Origin of the sequence: Thalassotalea sp. 273M-4 (assembly GCF_041410465.1) — a bacterium.
GTDB lineage: Bacteria > Pseudomonadota > Gammaproteobacteria > Enterobacterales > Alteromonadaceae > Thalassotalea_A > Thalassotalea_A aquiviva.
On record NZ_CP166961.1, the window covers coordinates 1,790,071 to 1,813,903 of the forward strand.

The 23,833-nt window shown below is 40.9% G+C and carries 17 protein-coding genes; 6 read left to right on the plus strand and 11 right to left on the minus strand.

The genetic code is table 11. From position 1 onward, the window contains the following. Positions 1-22 precede the first annotated feature (22 nt). The 4 genes from recD to ACAY00_RS08255 form a co-directional block, all read right to left on the minus strand. Positions 23-1,945 (minus strand): exodeoxyribonuclease V subunit alpha, encoded by a 1,923-nt coding sequence (gene recD / locus ACAY00_RS08240; protein WP_371372349.1) that lies wholly within the window; start codon positions 1,943-1,945, stop codon positions 23-25. Next, on the minus strand, positions 1,945-5,703 hold the full coding sequence (gene recB / locus ACAY00_RS08245; RefSeq protein ID WP_371372351.1) for an exodeoxyribonuclease V subunit beta: 3,759 nt from the start codon (positions 5,701-5,703) through the stop codon (positions 1,945-1,947). The genes recD and recB overlap by 1 nt, the downstream gene beginning before the upstream one ends. Continuing rightward, positions 5,703-9,215 (minus strand): exodeoxyribonuclease V subunit gamma, encoded by a 3,513-nt coding sequence (gene recC / locus ACAY00_RS08250; protein ID WP_371372353.1) that lies wholly within the window; start codon positions 9,213-9,215, stop codon positions 5,703-5,705. The genes recB and recC overlap by 1 nt, the downstream gene beginning before the upstream one ends. A 78-nt stretch (positions 9,216-9,293) precedes the next feature. Further along, positions 9,294-9,626, minus strand: coding sequence for a DUF4870 domain-containing protein (locus ACAY00_RS08255; protein ID WP_371372355.1), 333 nt, complete (start codon positions 9,624-9,626; stop codon positions 9,294-9,296). Positions 9,627-9,799: 173 nt separating this feature from the next. On the opposite strand from ACAY00_RS08255, the gene ACAY00_RS08260 reads away from it, so the two are divergent. Next, on the plus strand, positions 9,800-10,414 hold the full coding sequence (locus ACAY00_RS08260) for a DUF2982 domain-containing protein (protein ID WP_371372357.1): 615 nt from the start codon (positions 9,800-9,802) through the stop codon (positions 10,412-10,414). Between the two features lie 11 nt (positions 10,415-10,425). Here the strand turns inward: ACAY00_RS08260 and ACAY00_RS08265 are convergent, their stop codons facing one another. Beyond that, the gene (locus tag ACAY00_RS08265; protein ID WP_371372359.1) at positions 10,426-11,463 is read right to left on the minus strand and encodes a glycosyl hydrolase; all 1,038 of its coding nucleotides are present in this window, start codon (positions 11,461-11,463) and stop codon (positions 10,426-10,428) included. A gap of 497 nt (positions 11,464-11,960) precedes the next feature. On the opposite strand from ACAY00_RS08265, the gene ACAY00_RS08270 reads away from it, so the two are divergent. Together ACAY00_RS08270 and sbcB are read left to right on the plus strand one after the other, a co-directional pair. Then, entirely contained in the window at positions 11,961-13,145 is a 1,185-nt protein-coding gene (locus tag ACAY00_RS08270; RefSeq protein WP_371372361.1) for a M14 family zinc carboxypeptidase, read from the plus strand. A gap of 357 nt (positions 13,146-13,502) precedes the next feature. Further along, positions 13,503-14,957, plus strand: a complete 1,455-nt coding sequence (gene sbcB / locus ACAY00_RS08275) for an exodeoxyribonuclease I (protein WP_371372363.1) — start codon at positions 13,503-13,505, stop codon at positions 14,955-14,957. Positions 14,958-15,169: 212 nt separating this feature from the next. Here the strand turns inward: sbcB and ACAY00_RS08280 are convergent, their stop codons facing one another. Beyond that, complete coding sequence (locus ACAY00_RS08280) at positions 15,170-15,433, minus strand: DUF3081 family protein (RefSeq protein ID WP_371372365.1); 264 nt, start codon at positions 15,431-15,433, stop codon at positions 15,170-15,172. Between the two features lie 113 nt (positions 15,434-15,546). Continuing rightward, positions 15,547-16,410, minus strand: a complete 864-nt coding sequence (locus tag ACAY00_RS08285) for an NAD(P)-dependent oxidoreductase (RefSeq protein ID WP_371372367.1) — start codon at positions 16,408-16,410, stop codon at positions 15,547-15,549. An 85-nt stretch (positions 16,411-16,495) separates the two neighbouring features. Here ACAY00_RS08285 and ACAY00_RS08290 point away from each other — a divergent pair, with 85 nt between their 5' ends. Then, a complete protein-coding gene (locus tag ACAY00_RS08290; RefSeq protein ID WP_371372369.1) occupies positions 16,496-16,975 on the plus strand; it encodes a glutathione peroxidase in 480 nt (159 codons plus the stop codon). A 71-nt stretch (positions 16,976-17,046) separates the two neighbouring features. On the opposite strand, the gene lysC is transcribed toward ACAY00_RS08290, so the two are convergent. Continuing rightward, positions 17,047-18,426 (minus strand): lysine-sensitive aspartokinase 3, encoded by a 1,380-nt coding sequence (lysC, locus tag ACAY00_RS08295; protein ID WP_371372371.1) that lies wholly within the window; start codon positions 18,424-18,426, stop codon positions 17,047-17,049. A gap of 266 nt (positions 18,427-18,692) precedes the next feature. Here lysC and ACAY00_RS08300 point away from each other — a divergent pair, with 266 nt between their 5' ends. Further along, positions 18,693-19,451, plus strand: coding sequence for an ElyC/SanA/YdcF family protein (locus ACAY00_RS08300; protein WP_371372373.1), 759 nt, complete (start codon positions 18,693-18,695; stop codon positions 19,449-19,451). Between the two features lie 122 nt (positions 19,452-19,573). Here the strand turns inward: ACAY00_RS08300 and ACAY00_RS08305 are convergent, their stop codons facing one another. The 3 genes from ACAY00_RS08305 to ACAY00_RS08315 form a co-directional block, all read right to left on the minus strand. Beyond that, complete coding sequence (locus ACAY00_RS08305; RefSeq protein WP_371372375.1) at positions 19,574-20,332, minus strand: Nif3-like dinuclear metal center hexameric protein; 759 nt, start codon at positions 20,330-20,332, stop codon at positions 19,574-19,576. Between the two features lie 62 nt (positions 20,333-20,394). Next, positions 20,395-21,879, minus strand: a complete 1,485-nt coding sequence (locus ACAY00_RS08310) for an FGGY family carbohydrate kinase (protein WP_371372377.1) — start codon at positions 21,877-21,879, stop codon at positions 20,395-20,397. Then, positions 21,879-22,652, minus strand: coding sequence for a methyltransferase domain-containing protein (locus ACAY00_RS08315; protein WP_371379632.1), 774 nt, complete (start codon positions 22,650-22,652; stop codon positions 21,879-21,881). The genes ACAY00_RS08310 and ACAY00_RS08315 overlap by 1 nt, the downstream gene beginning before the upstream one ends. 347 nt (positions 22,653-22,999) lie before the next feature. Between ACAY00_RS08315 and gloB the strand changes: the two genes are divergently transcribed. Continuing rightward, positions 23,000-23,785: a hydroxyacylglutathione hydrolase gene (gene gloB, locus ACAY00_RS08320; RefSeq protein WP_371372379.1), complete on the plus strand. Its 786-nt coding sequence runs from the start codon at positions 23,000-23,002 to the stop codon at positions 23,783-23,785. The last annotated feature ends 48 nt before the right edge of the window (positions 23,786-23,833 follow it).

Consider the following 23,833-nt stretch of genomic DNA (forward strand, 5'->3'; position numbering starts at 1 on the left):
GAGTAGTTCCATGTATGGGTTATTATTGGCTGGTGCTAAACTGGACTATACGTTCTGTTAACCCCGATGCTCGACTCACCTTTTGACTTACGCCTTGATGCCAAACATCCTGTTGCGTAAAAATTTGTAAGTGCGACTTAGCTCGAGTGATGCCAGTGTATATTAATTCGCGAGATAATAAACGATTTGCCCCCGCAGAGGGAAGCATTAACGCTACATGCTCAAATTCTGACCCCTGGGTCTTATGAATGGTCATCGCATACACTGTTTCAAATTTAGGTAACCGCGCCAGTGATAACGCTCTGTATCCATCTTGGTCTTGAAAATATGCCATCAGTTTACCTTCACTGTTAGGCCAAATTAAACCAATATCGCCATTAAATAAGTTAACCCCATAATGGTTCTCTCCAATCATAATCGGCAAACCTCGATAAACAGACTGCTGAAACGGAATATGGCCTTGCTTTTGCAATTCTTGCTCAACTAAAGCATTCAAACTTTCTAACCCGATTTCTCCCGTTCGAGTTGGGGCTAATATGCGAAATCGATGCAATTGCTTAAACGCTTGTTCAATGGACTCAGCTTTAAAAATAGCGCTGTAATACGCTTTGCATATTTGTCGAATATAATCATTTACCTTGAGCTCACCAACATACGACAGTTGTTCGTGTTGTTGACTGGTTAATAATTGCCAAGACGATTCAACCTCCCCATTGATCACCGCCTTGGCAATAAGACCAATACCACCTCGGCCATCAAAACGGCGACTTAGAACCAAATAGGTTAAGTAGTCGAATGAAGCATTTTCATAAGATAAACTTGCACTTGTCTTTGAGCTTTGAATCGGATTGGGTATTTGTTGATGACAAATTTGATTAATAAAGTTTCGATTTGATTCGCTGTAGCTCGTTTCTTTTAGTGGGGCTAAATCGGCAAGCACACTGCCGGTAGCAACCGACGGTAATTGATCAGCATCGCCTAATAAAATGACTTTACAGTGTTTAGGTAAAGCCCTAAATACCCTAGCCATCATAGGTAAGTCGACCATCGAGACCTCGTCAATAAGCAAAACATCAATATTGAGAGGATGCTTTTGATCGTGGCGAAAATTGGGGCTGTTTTTGATCACCCCAAGCAACCGATGGATGGTTGATGCCGTTGAATTTATCGCATCTAAAATTCGGCCATCGATAGAGCTATCTGTGCGAAATTTAGCGACCGCTGAATCAATGGACTCAGACAATCGTTGGGCCGCTTTACCCGTCGGTGCAACCATGGCAATGTGCGCATCAGGTTGTTGCAGTAACAAGCCGACCAACAATTTGGTAACGGTATAGGTTTTACCCGTTCCAGGGCCGCCCGCAATAATTGAAAACGACTTATTTAACGCATTAGCAACAGCCACTTTTTGCCAATCGATATGGTCATCAGAAGAAGCAAATAGGGTCTTCATAATGTCTTGGTTTTCAGCTATTTGGCGCTCTGATAGGACCGTAACTTGATTGACTCTTTGTTTAATGTGATCAGCAAGTTCTCGTTCAAATTGCCAATAACGGCGTAAGTACAATCGCTGGTTATCAACAATTAATAAGCTATTAGGATGTTCTGGCGATAACCCTAACCGGGTTAATAAAGCGTATAACTGTGTTGCACTTGGCATTAAAAAACCGTGCTTTTTTAGTTCATTTTGCTCTGCCCTGTCATCTTGTGCAAACACTGTTTTGGCACTCATATCATTTATCACAATACAAGAGTGGCCATCTCGTAAACTTTCACTCAAGGCCATGACCAAATGAAACAGAACTTGATATTCATCTTCATTTAGCGTGTTTGCAAACTTAGCGCAAATAGTCTGAGCTAAAAAATAATCAACCGCCTCTATATTGGCCAATTGTTGCTGCGCTTGGTAAAAACTCGTATAAGGTTGAGCCGTTTGGGGGTTCATTAAAATAACTCTCCTTGTTGTGCGCCTGAGCCACTTGATTTTTGAGTCTGCGCTTTGGGGTCTTTTACCACACTTAAAGCCGCGTTAGCATCAACCGCTGCGCCTTTAAAACAGGCGTCTAACTGAGTCATTAAATCGGCTGATAAACTATGATAAAACACCCCACTTAGCTCAGGGTTCAAGGTCGAATCAGGCTCCTTAAGAGCTTCTTCACTGGGTCTATGCATACCACGTAAATACAAGTAGTAGACCCCACCAAAGTGCTGTTCAAACTGATAGTTCTCAACTCGTCTGCCCAAGTAGCGATGCAACGCTAAAGAGTAAATTAAAAACTGTAAGTCGTAAAAATGGCTACAAACATGTTGCTCTAGCCTTGCTGGCTGATAACATTGCCTCGCATCGCCTAAATGGCTAGATTTGTAATCACAGACGTAATACTTGTTGTTATGTTCAAAAATTAAATCAATAAACCCGTGCATCATCCCTTTTAATTGACCAACACTTGGTAACCGAATGTGTTGGCTAACGTCTTCCGCTGTGGTGAGTTGTCGACGAAACGTGAGAACCACAGCTTCTAAGGCCCGGATATCGACATTTTCCATCGGGAAATAAAACTCTGCCTCTCTTAGCGTGCTGGCTACTGGCAATTGACGTAGGTTCAATCCTTGGGTATTTAAATGACAATCTAGAATCTGATCAAGCCAGTCATAAACATCTTGGCGTGCAAAGCCTGAGGGTAAATCACCGTATTTATCTAAAGCGCGTGAGGCCGTCACTGTCCAATTTGGGGCAGTAAAATCAACCCACTCCAATAAATCGTGTAAAAAGTTACCCGTTCGAGCGCCTTTGGCAATGGCATAACGAATTTGATGTTTCGCCAAAATCACTTCGCTGTCTTCGCCCAGATCACGATCAGGCTCCATTTTACCACCATGGCGAATGTTTCTGGTTAATGCGGTAAACGAGCTTAACCACCAATCGCGTTCAATTTTACCGTTAAATTTAGCCACGGATAACACGTCGGGTTCATCTTGTGAATCTAAACGGCTAGCGTGATAATCGCCACTAATGACCTGTTCTAAACCTATCGAACTTGGATCTAACGCTTGAAACTGACTTACTATGGTTTGAAAGTCTTGCCCGTTGCTCATTCCTAAACACTGGCCAAGTGACGACAAGTGAGCTTCAGAGAAGTTTGCACAGCCTAAATAACAACGATATTTAGCGCGTGTTATTGCGACATACAATAATCGAATATCTTCTGCATAACCTTCGTCAGCCATCGCCTGTAATGCCACTTTTTGCATGCCGATATGTAACTTATGTTGACCATCTTTATCATGATAACTCAGCACATCTTTTATTCTTCTATTAAATTTGACCGGGCTTTTATGGCGGCTAGCAAAAGGGACAAATACCACTGGATACTCTAATCCTTTTGAACCGTGCAAGGTAACAATTTGTACTAAATTAGCATCGGATTCAAGTCGCAGTTCGGCCTCGCTACCTGCCGGATTTTCACATTGTTGCTGTAAATAAGCTAACAATTCTTGCGGTTGTTTATAACGCTGACTGGCCGTTTGTAATAATTCAAATAAATGAATGATATTGGTTAATTGGCGTTCGGTATTGTCTTTTGCCCCAGGGTAATGTTGATGCAGTAAATGCAACGCCATCGCCATAAAACCACGTTTAAACCAGATCCCTTTTAACTGATTAAAGTCACTGCGTAGGTGTTCCCAATAAGCTTCGTTTTGCTGCAACTGATAAAGTTCGCTCGCCGTCTTACCAAAGTATGGCCCCGCCAAAGCCACAATAAAGGCCCGTTCATCATCGGTGTTAATAATGGCATGTAAAACCGCTATAAAGTCAATAGCGGCGGCACTGGCAAACAAATTAGCTCGTTGCGACTTGTAGACACAAGCAATATTTTGTCGCGCCAACGCCTGCTTAATTTCTTCAGCTTCGCTACCGTCTCGCACCAAAATAGCAATGTCATGGGCTTGTATTGGTTGGCTAGTGTCATCGTCTTTAGTGGTTAGCGACGCCTGTGACAATAAGCGCGCCACTTCATTGGCACACCAGTTAGCTATCTCATGGCGAAATTCAATTTTCATCTCATTTTTGCTACCGGCATAACGTTCATCATCAATGAAATTGACAAATTGCAACGCTTTTTTATCCTTCGGATCTTTGATCCCGACAGCAGGCGCGATTGGTGCTGGTTTTACAGGTAGGTATTGAATGTTGTATTTAAACACATCTTTAGATTTGGTGTTTAAATCACCACCGTAAAACAAGTGATTGTACCCGCTGATCATCGCTTTAGCTGAACGCCAGTTAGTATCCATCACCCACTGACAATCGACCTGTGCAGCGGCTTTTAAATAGGTAAATATATCACCACCACGAAAACCATATATCGCCTGTTTCGGATCGCCGATTAAATAAAGCGCCAGCTCATTGTTGGTTGGTGCAAGAGGTTGTGCCGATGGTCTAATGTTTGAGGGAGCTGAAGGTAAATTTTTGGCAAAATAAACCTTATCTAAAATGGCAAATTGTTCGGCATCGGTGTCTTGAAACTCATCCACTAAGGCAATGGGATATTGTCGTCTTAAAGCGTTAGTAAGCGGTTGTTGGTCTTGGTTGTGCTCATTTTCAATCGCTTTGGCAAGCTGTAGAATTAAATCATCAAAATTGAGCAAATTTTGCATAGACTTACTCACCGCAATTCGTTGTTTGATCGCATCAACGGCTTCTAGAACAAGCCCATAGACTTGGGCTTGTTCGATTTCTAGATGGTAATTCTTTATTTGATTTTTTAGCTTTTCGCACACGCTAAACGCACACTTTAGCGCATTTTTAATCTCTGCTTTGTCTTTGCTTTTGGGTAATCGATTAGCTGAAAAAAACTTAAAGTCCGGTTGCTGGGTGAGTAGGTGTTCAATTTGATTAAGCGTAGCATGGGCTAATTGTTGAAAGTATTGGCGATGTATAGAAAACTCATCGATTCGATTTTGTTTGATTTTACCGCTTTTATTGTTAATTAATTCATTAAAAATCAATGCTTCGTGTTGATCAAGCATATCTACAGATTCTTTCGCTGATGCTTGAATTTGTTGATTTAGGCCATCTTGGGTGGTGTATTCAATCAGCGTATTGGTGGCAATGAGCCCCCTAAATGTTGATAAAAATTTGCTCGGGGTATCCCACTTAGCAACAAAAGTTTGATACGCCTTAATATCGTCTGCTTTAGCCAATAAACGATAATGATCTTGCACGGCTTCTAACACTAAGGTGCTGTCATCTGCTTCCATGTTAGCGTTAAAAGTCATTTTACTGGCAAAAGCTTGCTGCGATAAAACTCGCTTACAAAAGCTGTGTATGGTAAAGATGGCGGCATCGTCTAACGACAATAACGCATGTTTTAACAGTATCTTGGCTTGTTTTTGTTCGATGCTCTGACCAAGTTGGTAAAAAAACGGATCGGATTTGTCCGCGACTAAGGTATCCCAGTTATTTAATGCTTGTCGCAAAAACTCATCGATTCGACCGCGTATTTCTTCGGTAGCCGCTTTGGTAAAAGTCATCACTAAAATATTTTCGACGGCGACCTTTTGCTCCAATAACATGCGTAAATAGATACGGGTAATATTGTAGGTTTTACCGGTGCCGGCACTGGCTTCTATAAGATGACATCCAGTTAATGGCAATTGTTCTGCACGCAATAGTTGCGGTTCGAAATGAGTTGAAGCCATTAGTTTTCATCCTTAAGTGATGCTGTTGTTTGCGCTAAATTATTTTTTGGTTCGGTGCAGGATTCGACCTGGGTTAACAGCCCTGATTCAACGTATTGCACGGCTTGATACAAGGGTTGATACACCTTTTGCAAAGCATCAGCGTACTCTTTTAATTCGGGAAGTTGTGGCCAAAAGTACTGCAAATAGGGATCGCTACCAAGGCCTTTGGTACTGAATCCATCTTGCCAAACCTTGCGCAGTTCTTGTTGCGAGAATTCGGGCTCAATGGCGCCCTTTTTATCCCAAAATAAATGGTGGGCAAGCTCACTATTTAACAGTAACGGGGTATCTTGGCCTCGAACAAAAAGGGCTAGCATATGTTGTAATATGTCTTTTGCATTGGCCAAATAATCGAAACGATAAGCGTGTAGTTTATGAGCTTTTTCATCCAAATAATAGCCCACACTGGTTACTGACGTTATTGCATGTTGCTCTTTTGCAAAGACACAAAGAAGTAAATGGTGACAATACAAATCAAACAAGTCTTTACCTTTTGCTTTGGCATGGCGATTTTTAATCAGACAAAGCGCCGTATCTGCTTCAAAAAAGCTCACCCCTTGCTCTAACGTTATCTCTATCGCCTCATTGCTATTTTGATCATCTAACGTAACAAGGGTGCTAATATGTGCATTAAGCTCCGACATGTCTTGGGTTAACACGTGGCGTTGTTGATTAACCGTAGTGGCAAAATCTTCGATCAGGCTTTGCCACTGCGCCAAATTATCTTTTGTATCAGGGTTGTCAGGAAATTGCCCGCTACGAATGGCCATTGTTTGAATGCGCGCTAGTTGCTCTGATTTAGCGGTTTTACGATCTTTTTCAGCTTGTTCATGTTGTTCGGCTTCAGTTAAACACTCTAAAATATCTCTTTTAAACAAGTATTTGTTTAAATGATCTGGTTGAAATGGTTCGGTATCACTGACCACATCAAGATCTTGGTCAAAATAAAGCTTTAACCGTGCACGCGCAAAATACTTTGACGGATGTAAGAAAAACTGCACCAGTTCTTTTAAGCTAAGGTTTGTGTACTCGCCATGTTCGAGTGTTTCATCCTTGCCTGACAGTACCGCCTGACTTGAGTCATTATTATGATCATCACTTAAAGCGGTTAACCGACTTGTTTGCAACAAATTAAGCCACTTTTGATCAAAACTTTGGTACCGATTGGATAACAAAAAGTTATCTGCTGCAAACACCTGCAATGGCAATTGCCGAAGTTGTTTGTCGCCGGTAAAGTTCCAGTTATAGGCTGTGGTTAAATATTCCATCAGTTCGCGCAAGACAATCGAAGGTTGGCGTTCATTATTGTTTTTAACGTCATGGCCTTGATAACTAAGATACAAGTGCTGGCGTGCCGAAATTAGTGCCTCTAGGAATAAATAACGATCGTCATTTTTACGAGAGCGGTCACCCATTTTGGCGGCTGTCATCGCCATTAAATCAAATCCCATAGGTTGGCGCTGACGCGGAAAATCACCATCGTTTAAACCTAAAATAGCAATGGTTTTAAATGGAATGGAACGCATCGGTAACATCGAACAAAAGGTAATTTGCCCGATCATAAATTGGCGACCAGGATCTGGCTGTGAAAAATGGTGATTTAAAAAATCACGAACAACAGACAGTTCAATTTCATCACGATAATCGGCTTGTTCACAATACTCATGCAAAGAATCAATCGCCTGTTGGATGATCATCAACCCTTGGCTGTATTCTTGTTCGGCAAATAAATTATCAACAAATTCTTGCAAACAACTTTGCCATTTTGCCGGCGTTTTGGGACTCATCATATCCGCACGCATCTGCTCAAGTTGTTGACACAATAGGAGTAATTTTCCAAGTAATACCCCATCTGTGCCTTCTACCCATGGCAATACCATATCATCTTCAAATAAGGCCAGATGATCGCCATAGGCAAAACCTTGTAATAAGCGATTCAATCCTTGTTGCCAAGTATATTGAGCAGATGCATTATCAATGTTTAATAGCGAATTTTTATGTTCAGCATTTAAACCCCAATGAACATTGGCTTTTTGCAACCAGTCGGTTAATAGCTCGACATCAGATTCGGTTAAATCAAACCGCATTTGCAAGGGTAATAAACGCAAATACGACAATATGCTGCTAATTTGAAAGCGTGCGTCTGGCAAATTTAACAGCTCACTAAAGGCCACAACCAAAGGCTCAGAGTCTTTACTTACTCGATCAGCAATAGAACATGGCAGTGGTGGCACCGACTCTGATAAATCATCCCATCCACGGACAAAAACAGAATCAATATAAGGAGCATATTGTTCTATTTGAGGGCACATTACCAACACATCTTTTGGGGTTAGTGTTGGGTCTTGGTTGAATAAATGCAGTAAGTAATCGTGCAAACCTTGGACTTCCCTAAGCGCACTATGACCCGAAGTAATGGTGATAGATGAGTCAATTAGAGTGCTTGGTTGTTGACGTCTATCGGTCAGTGTTAGGATGTCTTTTTGCAATTGCATTAATGCTGTAGGCTTGACGCTTGACTGCGATGACTCTTGCTCAAAGATTAAATCATACAGTGGTATTTCAATATTATTTAAGCCATGTAACTGGGTTAAAAACGCTTTGCCTTGTTGGCCTAAATTGGCCAATAATGGGTTAACACTTTCTTCTTGGGTGCCATCATCTGGCCATTTATTGACTTGAGCTAAATAAGCTTGCTTGCTTTTACTTTTGTCGGTTTGAATATCGCCCCAATATTCGATACATGGATTTAAATGATAAAAATGAACATCGGTTACCGTTGAGATAAGGCCTAAAAAGTCCACCCACATCGGTGCTAAGGTATTGATCCCAAATATGGATATGCGCTCTGGTAATAAATGTTTATTGTGTTGCAGATTGGTTTTTGCAAGTGCCATTAATTCGTTCGGATCGTAGGGAATATCAGCGGTTAACAATTGCCAGATAACCCCTTGCCATTTTGCATGGGTAATTGATTGCGAGTCAAAATCTGCACTTTGTTCAGCGCTTGCCCAATCATTGATCCACTCAGGACGATAAATAAGGTATTGTTCAAATAAATCAGCAACCTGTACAGCAAGTTGAAAACGTTTTAAGGGATCTTGCTGCTCCGCTGTTTGCCAATAACGATTAGCAGGTTCACAGTCGGGATGACTTAACATTGCATTAGATTGTAATATTTTATCTATACGCCATGCTAAAACTTCTCTTGAATACGGCGTTTGATCGCTATCTTGCTGACCTGAAAGAACTTTTAATTGCTGCCATAAAAACTGTGCGGGTAAAACAAACGACGCATTCATTGAAATGCCACTGATTTGTGCTTGTTGCATGTTCAACCAATGTTGCATTCCAGGGTTTTGCACTAACACAACTTCTTGTGCGAGCGGCGCTAAATGACTGCTTTGCTGAACCTTATCAAACAGGGTAAGCAAATCTTCCATTCGATTGGCAGGGTAAATATAAATCAAGGCCAGATCCGTTTATGCGGTTATTGTTATCAAGCAATAATTTAATCACAAACAAGAATCAGGGTCTATGAACTTTGATCATTCAATAAGCGTATTAAAACTTTGTTGATAAAATTCGCCTAAAATGGGGATGGGATATAATCGTCCTTTGATCGCATCAAAAAGCCCTATGAGCCATAACAGAGCGACGGGTAACGCTAAAATCCAACCAATAAAGGGAATAAAACTCAATAGTACCCAAGTTAAAATTAACCCCAACATTTGGCGTAAATGAAAGGCACTCAAACGCGATGGATTATTTCCATGCATGATCAAAGCAATAACCCAACCAATAATCGACAGATAGCAAATAACCGCAATGGTTCTGCCATCAGCTCGGGTTAATTTATGCATTAAATCAGGTGATGACATAAAATCCTCTTAGGTGCGCGCGTGAAGTGTGGCTATAAATATGGTAATAATTTTAAAAATTATCCAGTAAAATAACGAGGTTTAACAACGTGGCAGAGGTAAAAAGTTGTATCAAAATTTCACCTAAGTCTAAGAACAATCAGAAGTTTTTGATATATCTTGGGGCTTTGCTCATGCTAATAAGCTTGACTTTAGCCCAGTTTCTTTGGGATCCGTTTAAATTACCCATGATGGTTCTTTTACTGGCCAGTTTTGTGGTGTTTTTTATTGGTATTTTAAAATTTTTAGAACCTGCAACCAGTTATCAATTAACCAAAGAAACGCTTAGTTATCGCCATCGTGCTGGTAAATGGCAACTGAGTTGGCAAAATATTGTTCGCATTGCCCTTCCTATCGCCGATGTTTCTGGGCAAAGAACGACCTTGCCTTATGTGGGCATAAAATTAAGAGATGTATCTTACATGGCCACTAATATTACCCCTCGCCTAGCCAATAAACTGATTCATGAACAACAACCTCTAGTTCAATTAGCCGTACAAAATGGTTTTATTACATTAGAGCAAGGTATGATTAATTTCAGCCCTTATGTGAGAGGACGACAAACGTTTAAAGGGCCAATAGCCGCTTGGTTACACCGAGCCGAAATATTAGCTCAAGCTTATGGCTTTCATTTATTTTTACCTGAGGACAGTTTTGATCGAACCCGTGGGGAATTTTTGGCTTTGCTTAATCAGTGCAAGGAACATGTGAACAGACATCCCCCACCAAGGAGCAGTAGGGGGATATAAAAACCGTTGGGTTATTTCATTACCGCTTTAGGTGTGCGGTCAACATTAAACACTCCCCAGTGCTTTTCCGCACCTTTTGGGTTGTTCGGATTGCCTTTCCAAGGCTCATCAAAGGCTTCAAAGAAGAAGAACGTTGTGTTCGACTTTTTCGCATAATCCAACAACTCTTGGTAGTAACGTTGCTGATTCTCCTCAGAGGCTTGTTCTGGAAATTCTACCGCTTCAGTTGCCCATCCCGCTTCTAAGATAGCAATGTTTTTACCCGGTAAGGCCTTAGCAACCGCTTCGATGTTTTCGATGGTGTAAGATAGACCTTCATCAATGCTCTTACCTTCCCAAACTGGATAGCTGTGAACACCTAAAAAGTCGACTACTTGGGCAAGCTCAGCACCGTCTCTAATCCACCATTCGTAGTTATCTGCAACCGTCACCGGTTGTTTGATGCGTGATTTAACCAACTTAACGTAGTCAATCACTTTTTCGACTGGCACCATATGATCATTCCAGTCAACCAAAGCTTCATTGCCTACATTGACTGCAACAACGCTGGCGTATTGGTTAGCCAGTTCAATCCCACGTTCAATTTCTGCTAAATTCTTTAGTTTATTCGCTTCTAACTTTGGTGCTGGGATCGGCTCGTCTAACCATGGGCAACCTTCATGGTTACTGATTTCAGCGTCTAGCCAAATTCCTAACAAAACCTTGATATCAAGTTTGTGCTGTTTGATAAGTTTTAATACACTCGCCGAGTTTTCACCTGCATCATATAAACGAATCAAGTTAAAACCGTGTTTTTTTAAGATATGTAAGTCTTCTAATATTTCGGCATCGGATGGGTTATTAGCGCCTTGTCCTCGGTCTGGGTGTTGACCTTCTCGAAAACCTGAATAGGCTATCGCCATGGGTTCGCCCACTAACAATTCTTGAACATCACTCGATTGAGCCATGGTCTGAAATGGTGACAAACATACTAACGTGGCAGCTACCGTTGATAGCCCCTTAATAAAACCTTTTTGAAAGGCTGAAATTTTAGAGAAAAAATGATTCATATTGTTTACTCGTTGAAATACTTAAGCCATTGATAATCGATTTTTAATCGTAATGCCAATATCATGAGACATAAAGGTATAATGTCTCGACAAAATGGTCAAAATGGATAAATTGACAAAATTATCTGCTCATTTTCCTGGTTCAAGGATATCTGTTGACCAAGTGAAATATTGCCCTCGCCACACACCAGATTTCTGAAAATTAGAATAGAAAGTAGAGTCAAAACATAAACCTAAAAGCATCTTCTGAGGATAAAGAAAATCTCCTCACAATTTTTCGGCGCTGACGATGGTTTGAGAAAAGACTCTAATGACGAATTTTGTAACAATTTGAACCAAGAAAATCTGCGGTTATTGCTATATTTAATGATGACATCAGGTATTTTTCTCGTTGTTATATAAAGCACCAACAACAATAAAAAGCCAAAATAGGTTGTGGGTTTATCTGGTCAATTTTGTTTGTTGTCATTATGACTCATGACTTTAAAGGGGCTTTTATGTACCGACGTTATTGGTTTGCTATCATAAGTTCATTGTCCTTAATCGCAATGCCCATCTTCTCTTGCACCTTACCCGAGTCTTCGGGGTTAATCCTTTATGATGATTTTGCCGGCAGTTCTAAACGCAACATCAAAGATTGTCACTACAATCCCAATGATAAGGTGTTAAACATCACATTAACGGGTGAACGCTCCGATATAACGGGCAATCCTTGGTACGCATTTAAATTGTCAGCGAATGCCCCAACTCAATTAAATCTGGCCATTAAAGTGAACGCCGACGGTCATCAGTACGCCCCGAGAGTCAGTGCAGATGGTCTAGTGTGGCGTGAAACCAGCCACTGGTGGGTGTCTAATGTACTCAATTTTTCGGTTTCGTTAACTCAGCAGCTAGTGTGGATATCGGCGCAGGAGATGATCACCAGCAATGACTATAAAATATGGGGCGAACAACTGGCACAAAATAAATATGTTCGATTTAGTATGATTGGCGAGTCAGTGCAACAACGGCCAATTTATAAAATAGAAGCTTCTAAGCGGAACAACAACGATTGGTTGGTTATTATTGGCCGACAGCACCCGCCGGAATTAACGGGTGTGTTAGCTATGGTCCCTTTTGTTTCTACCATTTTGTCAAACTCGCCTTTAGCCAATCAATTTCGACAACGATACAATGTCATCGTTTTGCCCAATGTGAATCCTGATGGGGTTGATTTAGGTTATTGGCGCTTAAATGCTAATTTAGTCGACCTCGATAGAGACTGGCAACAACAAAGCCAACCTGAGGTGCAATCCATCAGCCAATACTTAAAAAGATTGGCCAGAAAAGGCGCCAGATTTACTTTAGCCATTGATTTTCATGCCGCCAATAAACACCGTATTAAAATCATGCCAGGAATAAACAAAGAGCAGCCGAGTAAAATGATCACTCGTTGGTTATCAGATTTAGACCAATTACACCCCAATTTCCCTTTGCCGACACAAAAAGCCCAACAAGTGCCTGGCAGTTTTATGACCTATTTTGCCAGACAATTTGACAGTCAAGCAGTCAGTGTTGATTTAGCCAATAACGGCAATCGTAAATTTATTAAAACATTAGCAGTAGATGCGGCGAATTCAATGATGCGTTCAATGTTACAACAACCAAAACAACCGAGGTACATTCGTTACGACGCGAACTAAGCGATAAAAAGTTTAAATTGATGCTAACTGATTTAATCGAATTGACGCAATAGAGCTAATTAATCAAGCTACATCGACCTTAACGTTGCCGCTGTGTAGATGCAAAAATGCAGCAATCGTATTCAATGAATTCATACCTTTTCTTGGGTATTTGCTTTGATCTGTTGTCCTTTTAAAAGAATTTTTTTCCTCATTGGCCTTTAACAAGATTCACCTGATTGAGCACTATTTTGTTGCGCGTTGCTATTTCACTTACCAAGAGGTTTTTAGCGTAAGATCTTGTACCTAAAGTAAAGGTCGATATAATAGCCTATCGTATTTAAATATTTAACGTCATAACAATAAGTACCCTCATCTATGGTCAATAACGCACACTCGACTAACCAACCCACCATTCTTTGGCACGATTATGAGACTTGGGGGGTATCACCAAAATACGACAAGCCTTCGCAATTTGCCGCCATCCGTACTGATCTTGATTTAAACATTATTGGTGAGCCAGAGGTGTTTTATTGTCAACCACCACAAGATTATTTGCCGCATCCAGGGGCGTGTATGGTGACTGGTATCACCCCACAAAAAGCTCAACGAGAAGGGTTAAGCGAAGCAGAATTTGCTCGCCGTATTCATCAATTATTTTCCACCCCAAATACTTGTGTGGCCGGTTATAACTCGATTCGCTTTGACGATGAGGTTACGCGTTACCTACTTTATCGCAATTTTTTTGACCCGTATGAACGTGAATACAAAAATGGTAACAGTCGCTGGGATATTATCGATATGGCCCGATTGTGCCATGCTTTAAGCCCTGACGGGATTAACTGGCCCGTTAATGAAGAAGGCCGAGTGAGCTTTCGTTTGGAATTATTAACCGCTGCAAATGGTATTAGTCACGAAGCCGCGCATGACGCCATGAGTGATGTTTATGCGACCATTGCATTAGCTAAATTAATCAAAGAAAAGCAACCCAAGTTATATAACTTTGTATTCAATATTCGAACCAAACAAGAAGTAGCAAAGCTGATCAACGTTTTTGACATGGCGCCTTTCGTGCACACTTCGTCAAAAATAAGCCCAGAGCAACGCAATACAAGTTGGCTTATGCCCATCGATATTGATCCAATAAATAAAAATGCGATTATTTGTATCGATTTATCTAAAGATATCAGCCCACTGTTTGACTTAGAAGCTGACGAGATTAAACAACGCCTTTACACTCGCCATCAAGAACTAGAGGCGGAAGGTAAACGAGCTATTCCTCTAAAGCATGTCCATATAAATAAATGCCCTGTTGTTGCGCCAGCCAAAGTATTAACACCTGAGCGAGCGGCATTGATCAACATAAATCGTGAACAATGCTTAGCCAATTGGCAAAAACTTAAAACGGATTCGACCAACATCAAACAAAAACTGTTGCGAGTATTTGAACAAGACCGAGAATTTAGCAAAGAAGATCCTGAGCACGCACTTTATAGTGGTGATTTCTTTTCTTTTGCGGATAAAGAAAAAATGAAAATGGTGCAACAATTAGAACCTGAAAAACTTGGCAGTTATCCGTTTAACTTTGTTGATGAGCGACTTGATACTTTATTATTTCGTTATCGCGCACGCAATTACCCTCTGACCTTAACCAGCAGTGAGCAACAAAAATGGCAAAGTTATTGTCAGAATAAACTGAGCGTAGGTGAGAACGGTTTAAGTTATGACGAATTTATGATGGAAATCGAAAACCTTGCTCATCAATATGAACATAACGAAAGTAAAATGCGGGTATTAAAAGCTTTGTATCATTACATTCAGGGCACTGCCTAGGCTGATGTCATTGCTCTTTGCGCAGCTTCCTTTGGCCTTAATCGCTAGAGTGAGAAATGGCAGCAAAATAACATCCACCCTATAACGCAAACGACCTCGCTCATTGACCTATTGGAATGAGCTAACATGGATGCAAAGCAAAGATAACCCCGGCGTGATTTGCAATGGATTATTTGACCAACGGACTGTAATTGTTGAAGGTGTAATTGAGGCTAGGCTTGTTCAAATAAGCTTATTTTTTGTACGCGTTTATGAAAGAACTCAAGAGCGTCTTTATTTGGGTAGTCAATATCATATCTACCGTGAAACATTAACGTCATCGTGACCGTGCCATCAGATAAGAAACAAGTATAACCGTCAAAATCTTGCCAAGCGGTTAAGCCGTTATAATCATAATAGCCATCACGTTTGTCCCCTTGTCGACAAACAAGGTTAAACACATTTAAGTACAATAAAGAATCGAGTTTGTTTTTCATCTGATTTCCATTAAATTTAGCCCTTTGCTAAATAACGACCAAGAACAAACGAAAGATCAATTGGTCTTTATTTCTCAGCCGAAAGCCCCTTAAAGAAAGAGGCTAAATGAGCTTTACTTTAACAGAGAAATCAAACTTGAGGTGTCGTAACGATTACCACCATTTTGTTGAATTTGTTGATAAAACTCATCGACCATTTGGGTCATTGGTAATTTTGCCTGGTATTTCTTTGCTTCGTTAAAGGCTATTGCCAAGTCTTTGCGCATCCAATCTACGGCAAAACCAAAATCATACTCACCGGCGTACATGGTTTTGTAACGATTTTCCATTTGCCATGAACCGGCCGCGCCTTTAGAAATAGTTTGTACAAGCGTGTCAGCATCCAATCCAGCTTTTTGAGCAAAATTCAGGGCTTCACTTAAACCTTGCACCACACCAGCAATACAAATTTGATTGGCCATCTTGGCAATTTGACCGTAACCAGAAGGCCCCATTAACTGACTGAATTTTGCATAAGCAGTGAATACCGGTTGAACCTTGGCAAACACATCATCATGACCGCCACACATAACCGTAAGTTGACCATTTTCAGCGCCAGCTTGGCCACCGCTTACAGGGGCATCGAGAAAACCTACTTGCACATTATTTGCGTGCTGTTCAAGTTCTCTTGCAAGCTCGGCGGATGCTGTCGTGTGATCAACTAATATCGCCCCTGCTTTCATTCCAGCTAGAACGCCGTCATCTCCTAACACCACAGCTTTGACATCATCATCATTACCGACACAGACAAAAACAATATCAGCATCTTTAGCGGCAAGTTTTGGCGTTTTGGCAAAATGTTGACCAAATTCTGTTACCCACATTTCAGCTTTTGCTTGCGTTCGATTAAACACCGAAACCTCAAAACCAGCCTTTACCAAATGTCCTGCCATCGGATAACCCATAACACCAAGGCCTATAAACGCTACCTTTTTCATATTTTCTCTCAATTATTTAGCGGATTAATTCTTTGCATGATATTGTAATGGTCTGTCTTATAAAATACAGCGAAATCAATATATCATGACAAATATATATCAATTCAATGTGACCAAGAATAGTGGTGAATCGGTTTCTTTAAGCCAATATGAAGATCAAGTGGTGTTAATTGTGAACACCGCCAGCGCATGTGGCTTTACCCCGCAATATCAAGGGTTAGAGTCACTTTATCAAAAATACCAAGATAAAGGGTTGCGTATATTAGCCTTTCCTTGCAATCAATTTGGCCAGCAAGAAAAAGGCAGTGATAGTGAAATTAAACATTTTTGTGATCTTAATTTTCAAATCAGTTTTGAGCTGTTTGCCAAAATAGACGTTAACGGTAACAATGCGGACCCTTTATTTGTCTACTTATCGGATCAAGCCAGAGGCTTGTTAGGCAGTAAAAAAATCAAATGGAACTTCACCAAGTTTTTAGTCAATAAACAAGGTCAAGTGGTTAAACGATATGGTTCAATGACCAAACCAGAGCAACTTGAAAACGATATTTTAAGCTTGCTTTAATAGCTTAGCGACAGGGTGCGCTAAAATTACCACCCTGCTCTTTGGTGTTGATAAACTTTGAAAAAATGACGTTAATGTTTAAAGAGCTTATCGTGTAGGGTCTTAACCACGTCTTCTGCATGCTCTTCTGGCACTAAAAAACAGAGGTTATTGGCACTGGCGCCATGACATATAAGGCGAATATTAACCTCTTCAATATGATCAAATATATCGCGCCCCAGCCCTTTACTTTGATGTAAATCGTTACCGACAACGGCGATTAAACTCAAGCCGGTTTCTACCGTCACTTCACACAATTGTTCAAGTTCGTCGACCACAGTTTGCGTAATTAAAGCCTGGGTAGAACCGGCTGGATTATCAAAGGTTAAGGCAACTGAGATTTCTGAAGTCGTGATCAAATCGACACTCAGTTGATGTTTCGCTAGTATTGTAAACACCTTCGCCATAAAGCCACTGGCGTGCAGCATCGCTGGGCTTTTTACGGTCACCAAGGTTTGGGCTTTTCGTAACGCAACTGAGCGATACGTTGGCCGTGAGTCCACCTCTTGCAATATTTGAGTACCACCAGCTTCGGGCTCACGGCTAGAACCAACAAACACTGGAATAGCGCTACGAATGGCTGGAATTAACGTTGCTGGGTGTAAAATTTTGGCGCCAAACGTTGCCATTTCCGCCGCTTCGCCAAAGCTTATTTCTTTGATCGCTTTTGCATCAGGTGCAATTCTAGGATCGGTGGTGAATATACCAACCACATCAGTCCAAATAGCTAACGAGGTAGCGCCACACGCCTCGGCTAATAATGCAGCGGAATAATCCGAACCGCCTCGCCCTAACGTTGTGGTGCTTCCTTGCTCATCAGCGCCAATGAACCCTTGAGTAACGACGACGTTATTATCTGCCTCATTATTTATTTTATCATTTAACTTATTGTCTAATAAGGGAATTAAATATTGCTTAGCCAATGTACTTAGCTCGCTAAGGTCAATATTGGCTTTACCAAACACGCTATTGGTGCGCATCACCGTTCTTACATCAAAGCAGATACTAGCAAGATCATGACATTGCAACACCTTGCTAAATAAATACGAACTCATCAGTTCGCCACAGGCTAATATGGCGTCAGTATTTTTAGCCGTTTGTAAGGTGTTTTGTTGCTTAGACAAATATTGAAGTTCAGTAAGTATTTGTTCAATATGTTTTTTCAGTTCTTGTTGGTTTGGTAATCGATTAATGATTCGGTATTGAATTTGGCGAATTCGTTCGATGATTTGTTGACACTCAATATCATCTAACAAGTCTTGTGCTAAAGACACCAAATGATTGGTAACCCCGGCACTGGCAGAAACAATAACGAGCTTGGTTTGGGGTTGAGATTTTATAATATTAACGCATCGTTGCATCGCATCAAAGTCCGCGACACTGGTCCCCCCAAATTTGGCAACATTTAACATTTTATCTTCTCTTCATATGGCCGAAATAGAATGCGCTATAATCTTAGTTAAAAAAATCTAACGAAATACGCTCTCTTCATTACGCCTGATGCAAACCGCAAATGCAATATACCTTATTAAAATAGTTAATATTTATTGTAAGAAAAGGGATATAGAGGCAAAAATTAGACCTTGGCTTTAGGCCATTTTATGTTAAGGTTTTCAATACCCGCTTTGAGTTTTGCTCTAGTTAACATTATTTAAATCATCAAAATAGAGGTGAGCGAGTGGATCTTTTTTTCTTATTTAAAAAACTGGTATCTTTTATCATCATGCCTTTGCCACTGTCATTGGTATTTATGCTCATTGCCTTTTTTTGCTTTTATACCAAGCCTATGGTTGCGCGAGGCTCTTTGCTCATCGCCACTTGCATCTTATTTATCAGCGGCTCAGCGCTTGGTTCAAAGGCATTAATAAGCCCACTTGAACAAAAATATCCGGTTTTTCAACAGCAAGACACCGCCATTAAATTTATTGTGATCTTAGGTTGTGGGCATACATCGGATCCTCGTCTTGTGGTTTCACAACAATTGAAAATATGCTCTTTACAACGCAGTGTTGAAGGCCTAAGAATTGCGAATTTACACCCAAACGCCACCATCATCACATCTGGCGCGGCTTTTGGGGATAGTAAATCCAATGCAACCGCAGTTAAAGAGGCGTTGATTAGTTATGGTGTTAACCCCAGACGCATAATTTCATTCAATCAGCCAATGGATACAGAAGCCGAAGCAAAAGTTATTGCGCCATTAATTGCTGGTGAACCTTCAGTGCTTGTCACCAATGCAAACCACATGAGCAGAGCTTTGTTTTACTTTGAGCAACAAAATAGCACCCCCATTCCAGCGCCTACCGGTTTTACGGTAAAGCAAGGCAAGCAAGCAGAGAGTTGGATGTTGCATATCCCCCGTTCGGGTTACATGACCACAACGGAGTTAGCCATTTATGAATATTTAGGCCAGTTGTGGCAATGGATAAAGTCGTAATATAAAGATCATACGCCTTACGTTTTGTGGTGTTTTAAACATTTCCCTAATTTCGCAAGGCAGATTAAAAATCAACAAATAAACTTGGTTAGGGTAACCCCTAATTTATCGTTGCAAGTTCGCTATACTGGATTGTCAATATCAACAAATTCAACATCTAAGCCATGAACTCTAGCTAAGTGCTCACCCAAGGCTTTGGCGCCGTAACGTTCAGTGGCATGATGGCCTGCGGCAAAAAAATGTATATCCATTTCTCTGGCGATATGCGTTGTTTGCTCCGATACTTCACCAGTAATAAAGCCGTCAATGCCTTGCGTTGCGGCAAGTTCTACATACCCTTGCCCTCCTCCAGTACACCAAGCTATTGTTTTAATCGGTTTATTAGACGGTGGTGCAATATGTAAACAATCGCGGTTAAGCACTTTGTTGATGTGCTGTGCGAGCGCAGCACCTGTTGTAGGCTGTGAAAGCTCGCCTTGAATGGCAACCGAAAACTCATTGCCAAGCTCTAAAGGTCCAGTCACATTGATCCCTAATAACTTGGCTAATTGGGCATTATTGCCCAAAGTTGGGTGTATATCCAATGGCAAATGATAAGCAAATAAATTGATATTATTTTCGATTAAAGTTTTGATTCGATTATATTTTATGCCAGTCAGTGGATACGCTTCATTTTTCCAGAAATAGCCATGATGCACCACGATGGTATCAGCGCCTTTGGCTACGGCTGCATCAAGTAAAGCCTGACTGGCGGTCACACCTGTGACAATACGATGTACCTTGTCGCTACCTTGCACCTGCAAGCCATTTGGACAGTAGTCTTTGATATTCTCAGGCTGTAACAACTGAGTTAAGAGAGATTGAAATTGCTGACGTTGCATGAAATATTCCGTTGTTAAAATTTGTCAAAGTGTACGATGTTCGCCATTTTTACTCAATACGCTCACGCAATATTGTTGGTACCATCTGCTTGTATCTTGGTATAAGGCCAGGCCATGGCCCTAGCCGCTTCAACATAATTGGCGTAATCACCACAACTGACACTTTCGATCATAGCCACACCTAATAAACCTGTTTCTGGTGCGGTCGTAACATACACGGGTAAAGAGCACACTCGCGCTAGCTTTTCTAATAACCATGTAGAGCGCGCCCCGCCGCCACTAATATAGATAGCCTTGGCGTTTATCTTAACTCGGGTTTGCAAAAGGGCAATGGCGTTGGCTAACTCTGTCACCAACGACTCGGCAAGTTGATTGTATTGATTTAATAACTTGGCTTGCGATTTTGACATACTCGCTAGTGCCTTGTCGTTTTTAACCAGTAGTGCTTGTTCAATCGATTTTTGTAATTCGTGTACCGAACGCTCACCAAATAATGTTTTAAACTGACGTTTATTCTGGTCAATAAACGTGCTAAAAACCGTCATTGAATGCTTACTCATGGCCTCACAAATGAAGAGTTCCGGTTGAGCACTTGGGTAACCCGGATAAAATGCTTTGCTCCCCACACAGCGCTTAGATAATTGGCTAACCGTGATGGCTGTTGCCAAACTAATATGCACCTGACCAGGTAACACACACCCCGTGCCCAATATTTCACAGGCTTTATCTGAAGCCGATGCGATTAATGCTATGGAAGCACTGTTCCTGTGCCCTTTATTCCCTAAATGCTGTTGTGCTTTGTTCATCGGCTTTTGTCGATTAAAAAGTTGATGAAAAAACTCAGGCTTTAAATTACCAATTTTCGTGCCTACAGGCACTATCGGAATACGCCAATTGGGTTTAAATGCCAACGCTTGGTATTGCCAATTCATTTTTGCATGCCACCTTCTTTTGCCAAAATTAAACGGCAAATAACCAATAACACTGGCATCGGATTCAACCAAATGTCCACTTAAGTAATGGTGCAAATAACCGGATATCAAACTGACTTTGCTCACTTTTTCATAGCACTTAGGTTCCTTTGCCCAAAGCCAATTGGTTATTGCCGCTTGTTGCATTTTTTTTAAAGTGCTGTTTATTGGATAAAACAAGTTGATAAGATTGAACAGACTGCGCCAGAACAAATTGAACCTAGGAACCTGTTCATTATCCCTTTGATCCTGCCAACTTATTATGGGCCGAATGATATCTAGGTTCTGATCGTAAAAGCACAAGGTATTTCTTATTGTCGTAACGCTTATCGAGACGATATCCTCGCTCGCTATTTTATCTTCACTTAATGCGTGTGCAAGCGCTTGAAAGACATTGTCTAATTGCTGTTGATACCATTGAGCTGGCTGTTCAGATTCGCCCATGTTGCTTAATGCGGTCTTGGCTATTGGGTGCTTATAACAAAAGACAAATTGGCCTAAATGATTGATTATGGCGGTTCGAATCGACTGACTGCCAAAATCGATGGCCAAATAATAACGCGTTTTACTATGCATTAACTTTGAGCCGGTTTCGATAAAGACTTGATAACACTCGATGTGTTTTTGGTTGAGACTTTTATCGGGCTAAAATTGGGCCGCATTTTCCATTTTGGCCTAATGGGGGTAAGAGGAAGTACCCGTTTTTTGGCAACGATCAAATAGATTGAGCCCATTGGCGATAGGAATTTACCCGCAAAATTTTGCCAAGATTTAAACCACCAAGTATCGGGATTGATTTCACTGTGAAGCCCTGCATGTAAAAAACGGGTATCGATGACAATTTCATACCCTAGCAAGTGCAACCAATCTTTTACTCGCATTGGGGTAAAAAACCGACCTTGCCAAGGTACTTGTTGGCGGCGAAATGGGATCAACTGGTTCAAGCCTGCCAAGCTAAAAGGGTTATAACCGCTGATGATCATATAGCCGTTCGGGATCAATACCCTGTCCGCTTCCCTTAAAACATGATGAGGATCGACACTAAATTCCAGACAATGGTTAAGCATACAGGCATCAACACACTGTTGTAGAAAAGGTAAATCGTCTATTTCGGCTATGACATCTGCCGATTCACTCGATTTTGTGACCACCACCTGATGAGAAATAAGCGAGTTTATAGAACATATCTTGCCACTTAACGCGCCAAGCTTTAATAAATGATAACCAAAAATGCGCGGCCAGCAAGGCTCTAGATGCTCCTCTATCGCTTGAGCAATTAAATGTCCGTTTGGCAAATCTCGCCAACCTTTGGGCAACCAAGGTTCATTATATGCCAGAGCAGGTTTCATAAATTGCAAGAGAGTTAATCCTAAATAAAATCACTTTATCCTAAGCTAATGTATCGCCTTAATAAATTCAAGGCAAAAGGCCAAAGTGAGGCTACATTAGGGCTCAAATAAAGTTAAATTTGAAATCAAACTTTACTTTAAAATTGAGCTTTGCGCAGTTATTTGGGGCTATTTTTTTTACCCTTTAGAGGTCGGTTAACAACACAAAGTCGGGATAAAATAATTGATCCTCTCATAATGACTGGGTTGATAAATATAGCGAAGTTCCTTAAGAGGATAATAGGGCTCTTTTGACTGAGGTTAAAATCTCGTTATAATGGGCTAAAAAGACGTACAGAAAAATAACTATGTTTAATATCGTTGCCATCCCAGCATTTAATGACAATTACATTTGGTGCATTATCCACCCACAAACCAAGCATTGTGTTCTGGTTGACCCAGGCGATGCCACTGTTTGCATCGACTATATTTCTGAGCATCAATTAACCCTTGATGCCATCTTGGTTACCCATCACCACAGTGATCATGTCGGCGGTTTAACAGAGCTAAGCCAATATTGTCAGCAACAGCGGATGCCATTGACGGTATTTGGACCCGACAACCAGGCCATTCAGGGCATTGATGTCACTCTTAATGAAACGCACAGGGTTGCGTTATTTGATAACAGTTTAGAATTTGAAATCTTTGCAATACCTGGCCATACCCTTGATCATATAGCCTATTACAGCAAAGGGATGTTATTTTGTGGTGATACCTTGTTTTCAGGTGGATGTGGCCGTTTATTTGAAGGCAGCCCTGACCAAATGCTTGAGTCTTTAACAAAACTTGCGAGTCTGCCAGACGATACCAAAGTTTATTGTGCACACGAATATACTTTGGCAAATCTAGAGTTTGCCCGAACTATTGACGAAAATAACAGTCAATTAAAAGCATATTATGATAAAGTTGTGAAATTAAGGGCTAAAGGACGGTCTACTATTCCCTCCTCCATCGGATTAGAAAAACAAATAAATCCTTTCTTACGCAGTAACTTAGAAGAGATTAAAAACAAAACTGAACAAAAAACAAGCAATTTGTTACCGAATCAAGTTGCAGTGTTTGCTAATATCCGCCAACTGAAAGACAAATTTTAAGTATAAGTATATCTAAGCACCTAGTGCGTATTGATATCACAAGGACTT

Excerpts from the sequence above, each read along its gene's own strand:
- lysC (WP_371372371.1), bottom strand. The coding sequence starts at position 18,426 with ATGTTAAATGTTGCCAAATTTGGGGGGACCAGTGTCGCGGACTTTGAT.
- ACAY00_RS08260 (WP_371372357.1), top strand. The coding sequence starts at position 9,800 with ATGCTAATAAGCTTGACTTTAGCCCAGTTTCTTTGGGATCCGTTTAAA.
- ACAY00_RS08290 (WP_371372369.1), top strand. The coding sequence starts at position 16,496 with ATGACAAATATATATCAATTCAATGTGACCAAGAATAGTGGTGAATCG.
- ACAY00_RS08270 (WP_371372361.1), top strand. The coding sequence starts at position 11,961 with ATGTACCGACGTTATTGGTTTGCTATCATAAGTTCATTGTCCTTAATC.
- ACAY00_RS08305 (WP_371372375.1), bottom strand. The coding sequence starts at position 20,332 with ATGCAACGTCAGCAATTTCAATCTCTCTTAACTCAGTTGTTACAGCCT.
- ACAY00_RS08280 (WP_371372365.1), bottom strand. The coding sequence starts at position 15,433 with ATGAAAAACAAACTCGATTCTTTATTGTACTTAAATGTGTTTAACCTT.
- ACAY00_RS08310 (WP_371372377.1), bottom strand. The coding sequence starts at position 21,879 with ATGCATAGTAAAACGCGTTATTATTTGGCCATCGATTTTGGCAGTCAG.
- ACAY00_RS08255 (WP_371372355.1), bottom strand. The coding sequence starts at position 9,626 with ATGTCATCACCTGATTTAATGCATAAATTAACCCGAGCTGATGGCAGA.
- ACAY00_RS08285 (WP_371372367.1), bottom strand. The coding sequence starts at position 16,410 with ATGAAAAAGGTAGCGTTTATAGGCCTTGGTGTTATGGGTTATCCGATG.
- sbcB (WP_371372363.1), top strand. The coding sequence starts at position 13,503 with ATGGTCAATAACGCACACTCGACTAACCAACCCACCATTCTTTGGCAC.
- ACAY00_RS08265 (WP_371372359.1), bottom strand. The coding sequence starts at position 11,463 with ATGAATCATTTTTTCTCTAAAATTTCAGCCTTTCAAAAAGGTTTTATT.
- recD (WP_371372349.1), bottom strand. The coding sequence starts at position 1,945 with ATGAACCCCCAAACGGCTCAACCTTATACGAGTTTTTACCAAGCGCAG.
- ACAY00_RS08315 (WP_371379632.1), bottom strand. The coding sequence starts at position 22,652 with ATGAAACCTGCTCTGGCATATAATGAACCTTGGTTGCCCAAAGGTTGG.
- gloB (WP_371372379.1), top strand. The coding sequence starts at position 23,000 with ATGTTTAATATCGTTGCCATCCCAGCATTTAATGACAATTACATTTGG.
- recB (WP_371372351.1), bottom strand. The coding sequence starts at position 5,703 with ATGGCTTCAACTCATTTCGAACCGCAACTATTGCGTGCAGAACAATTG.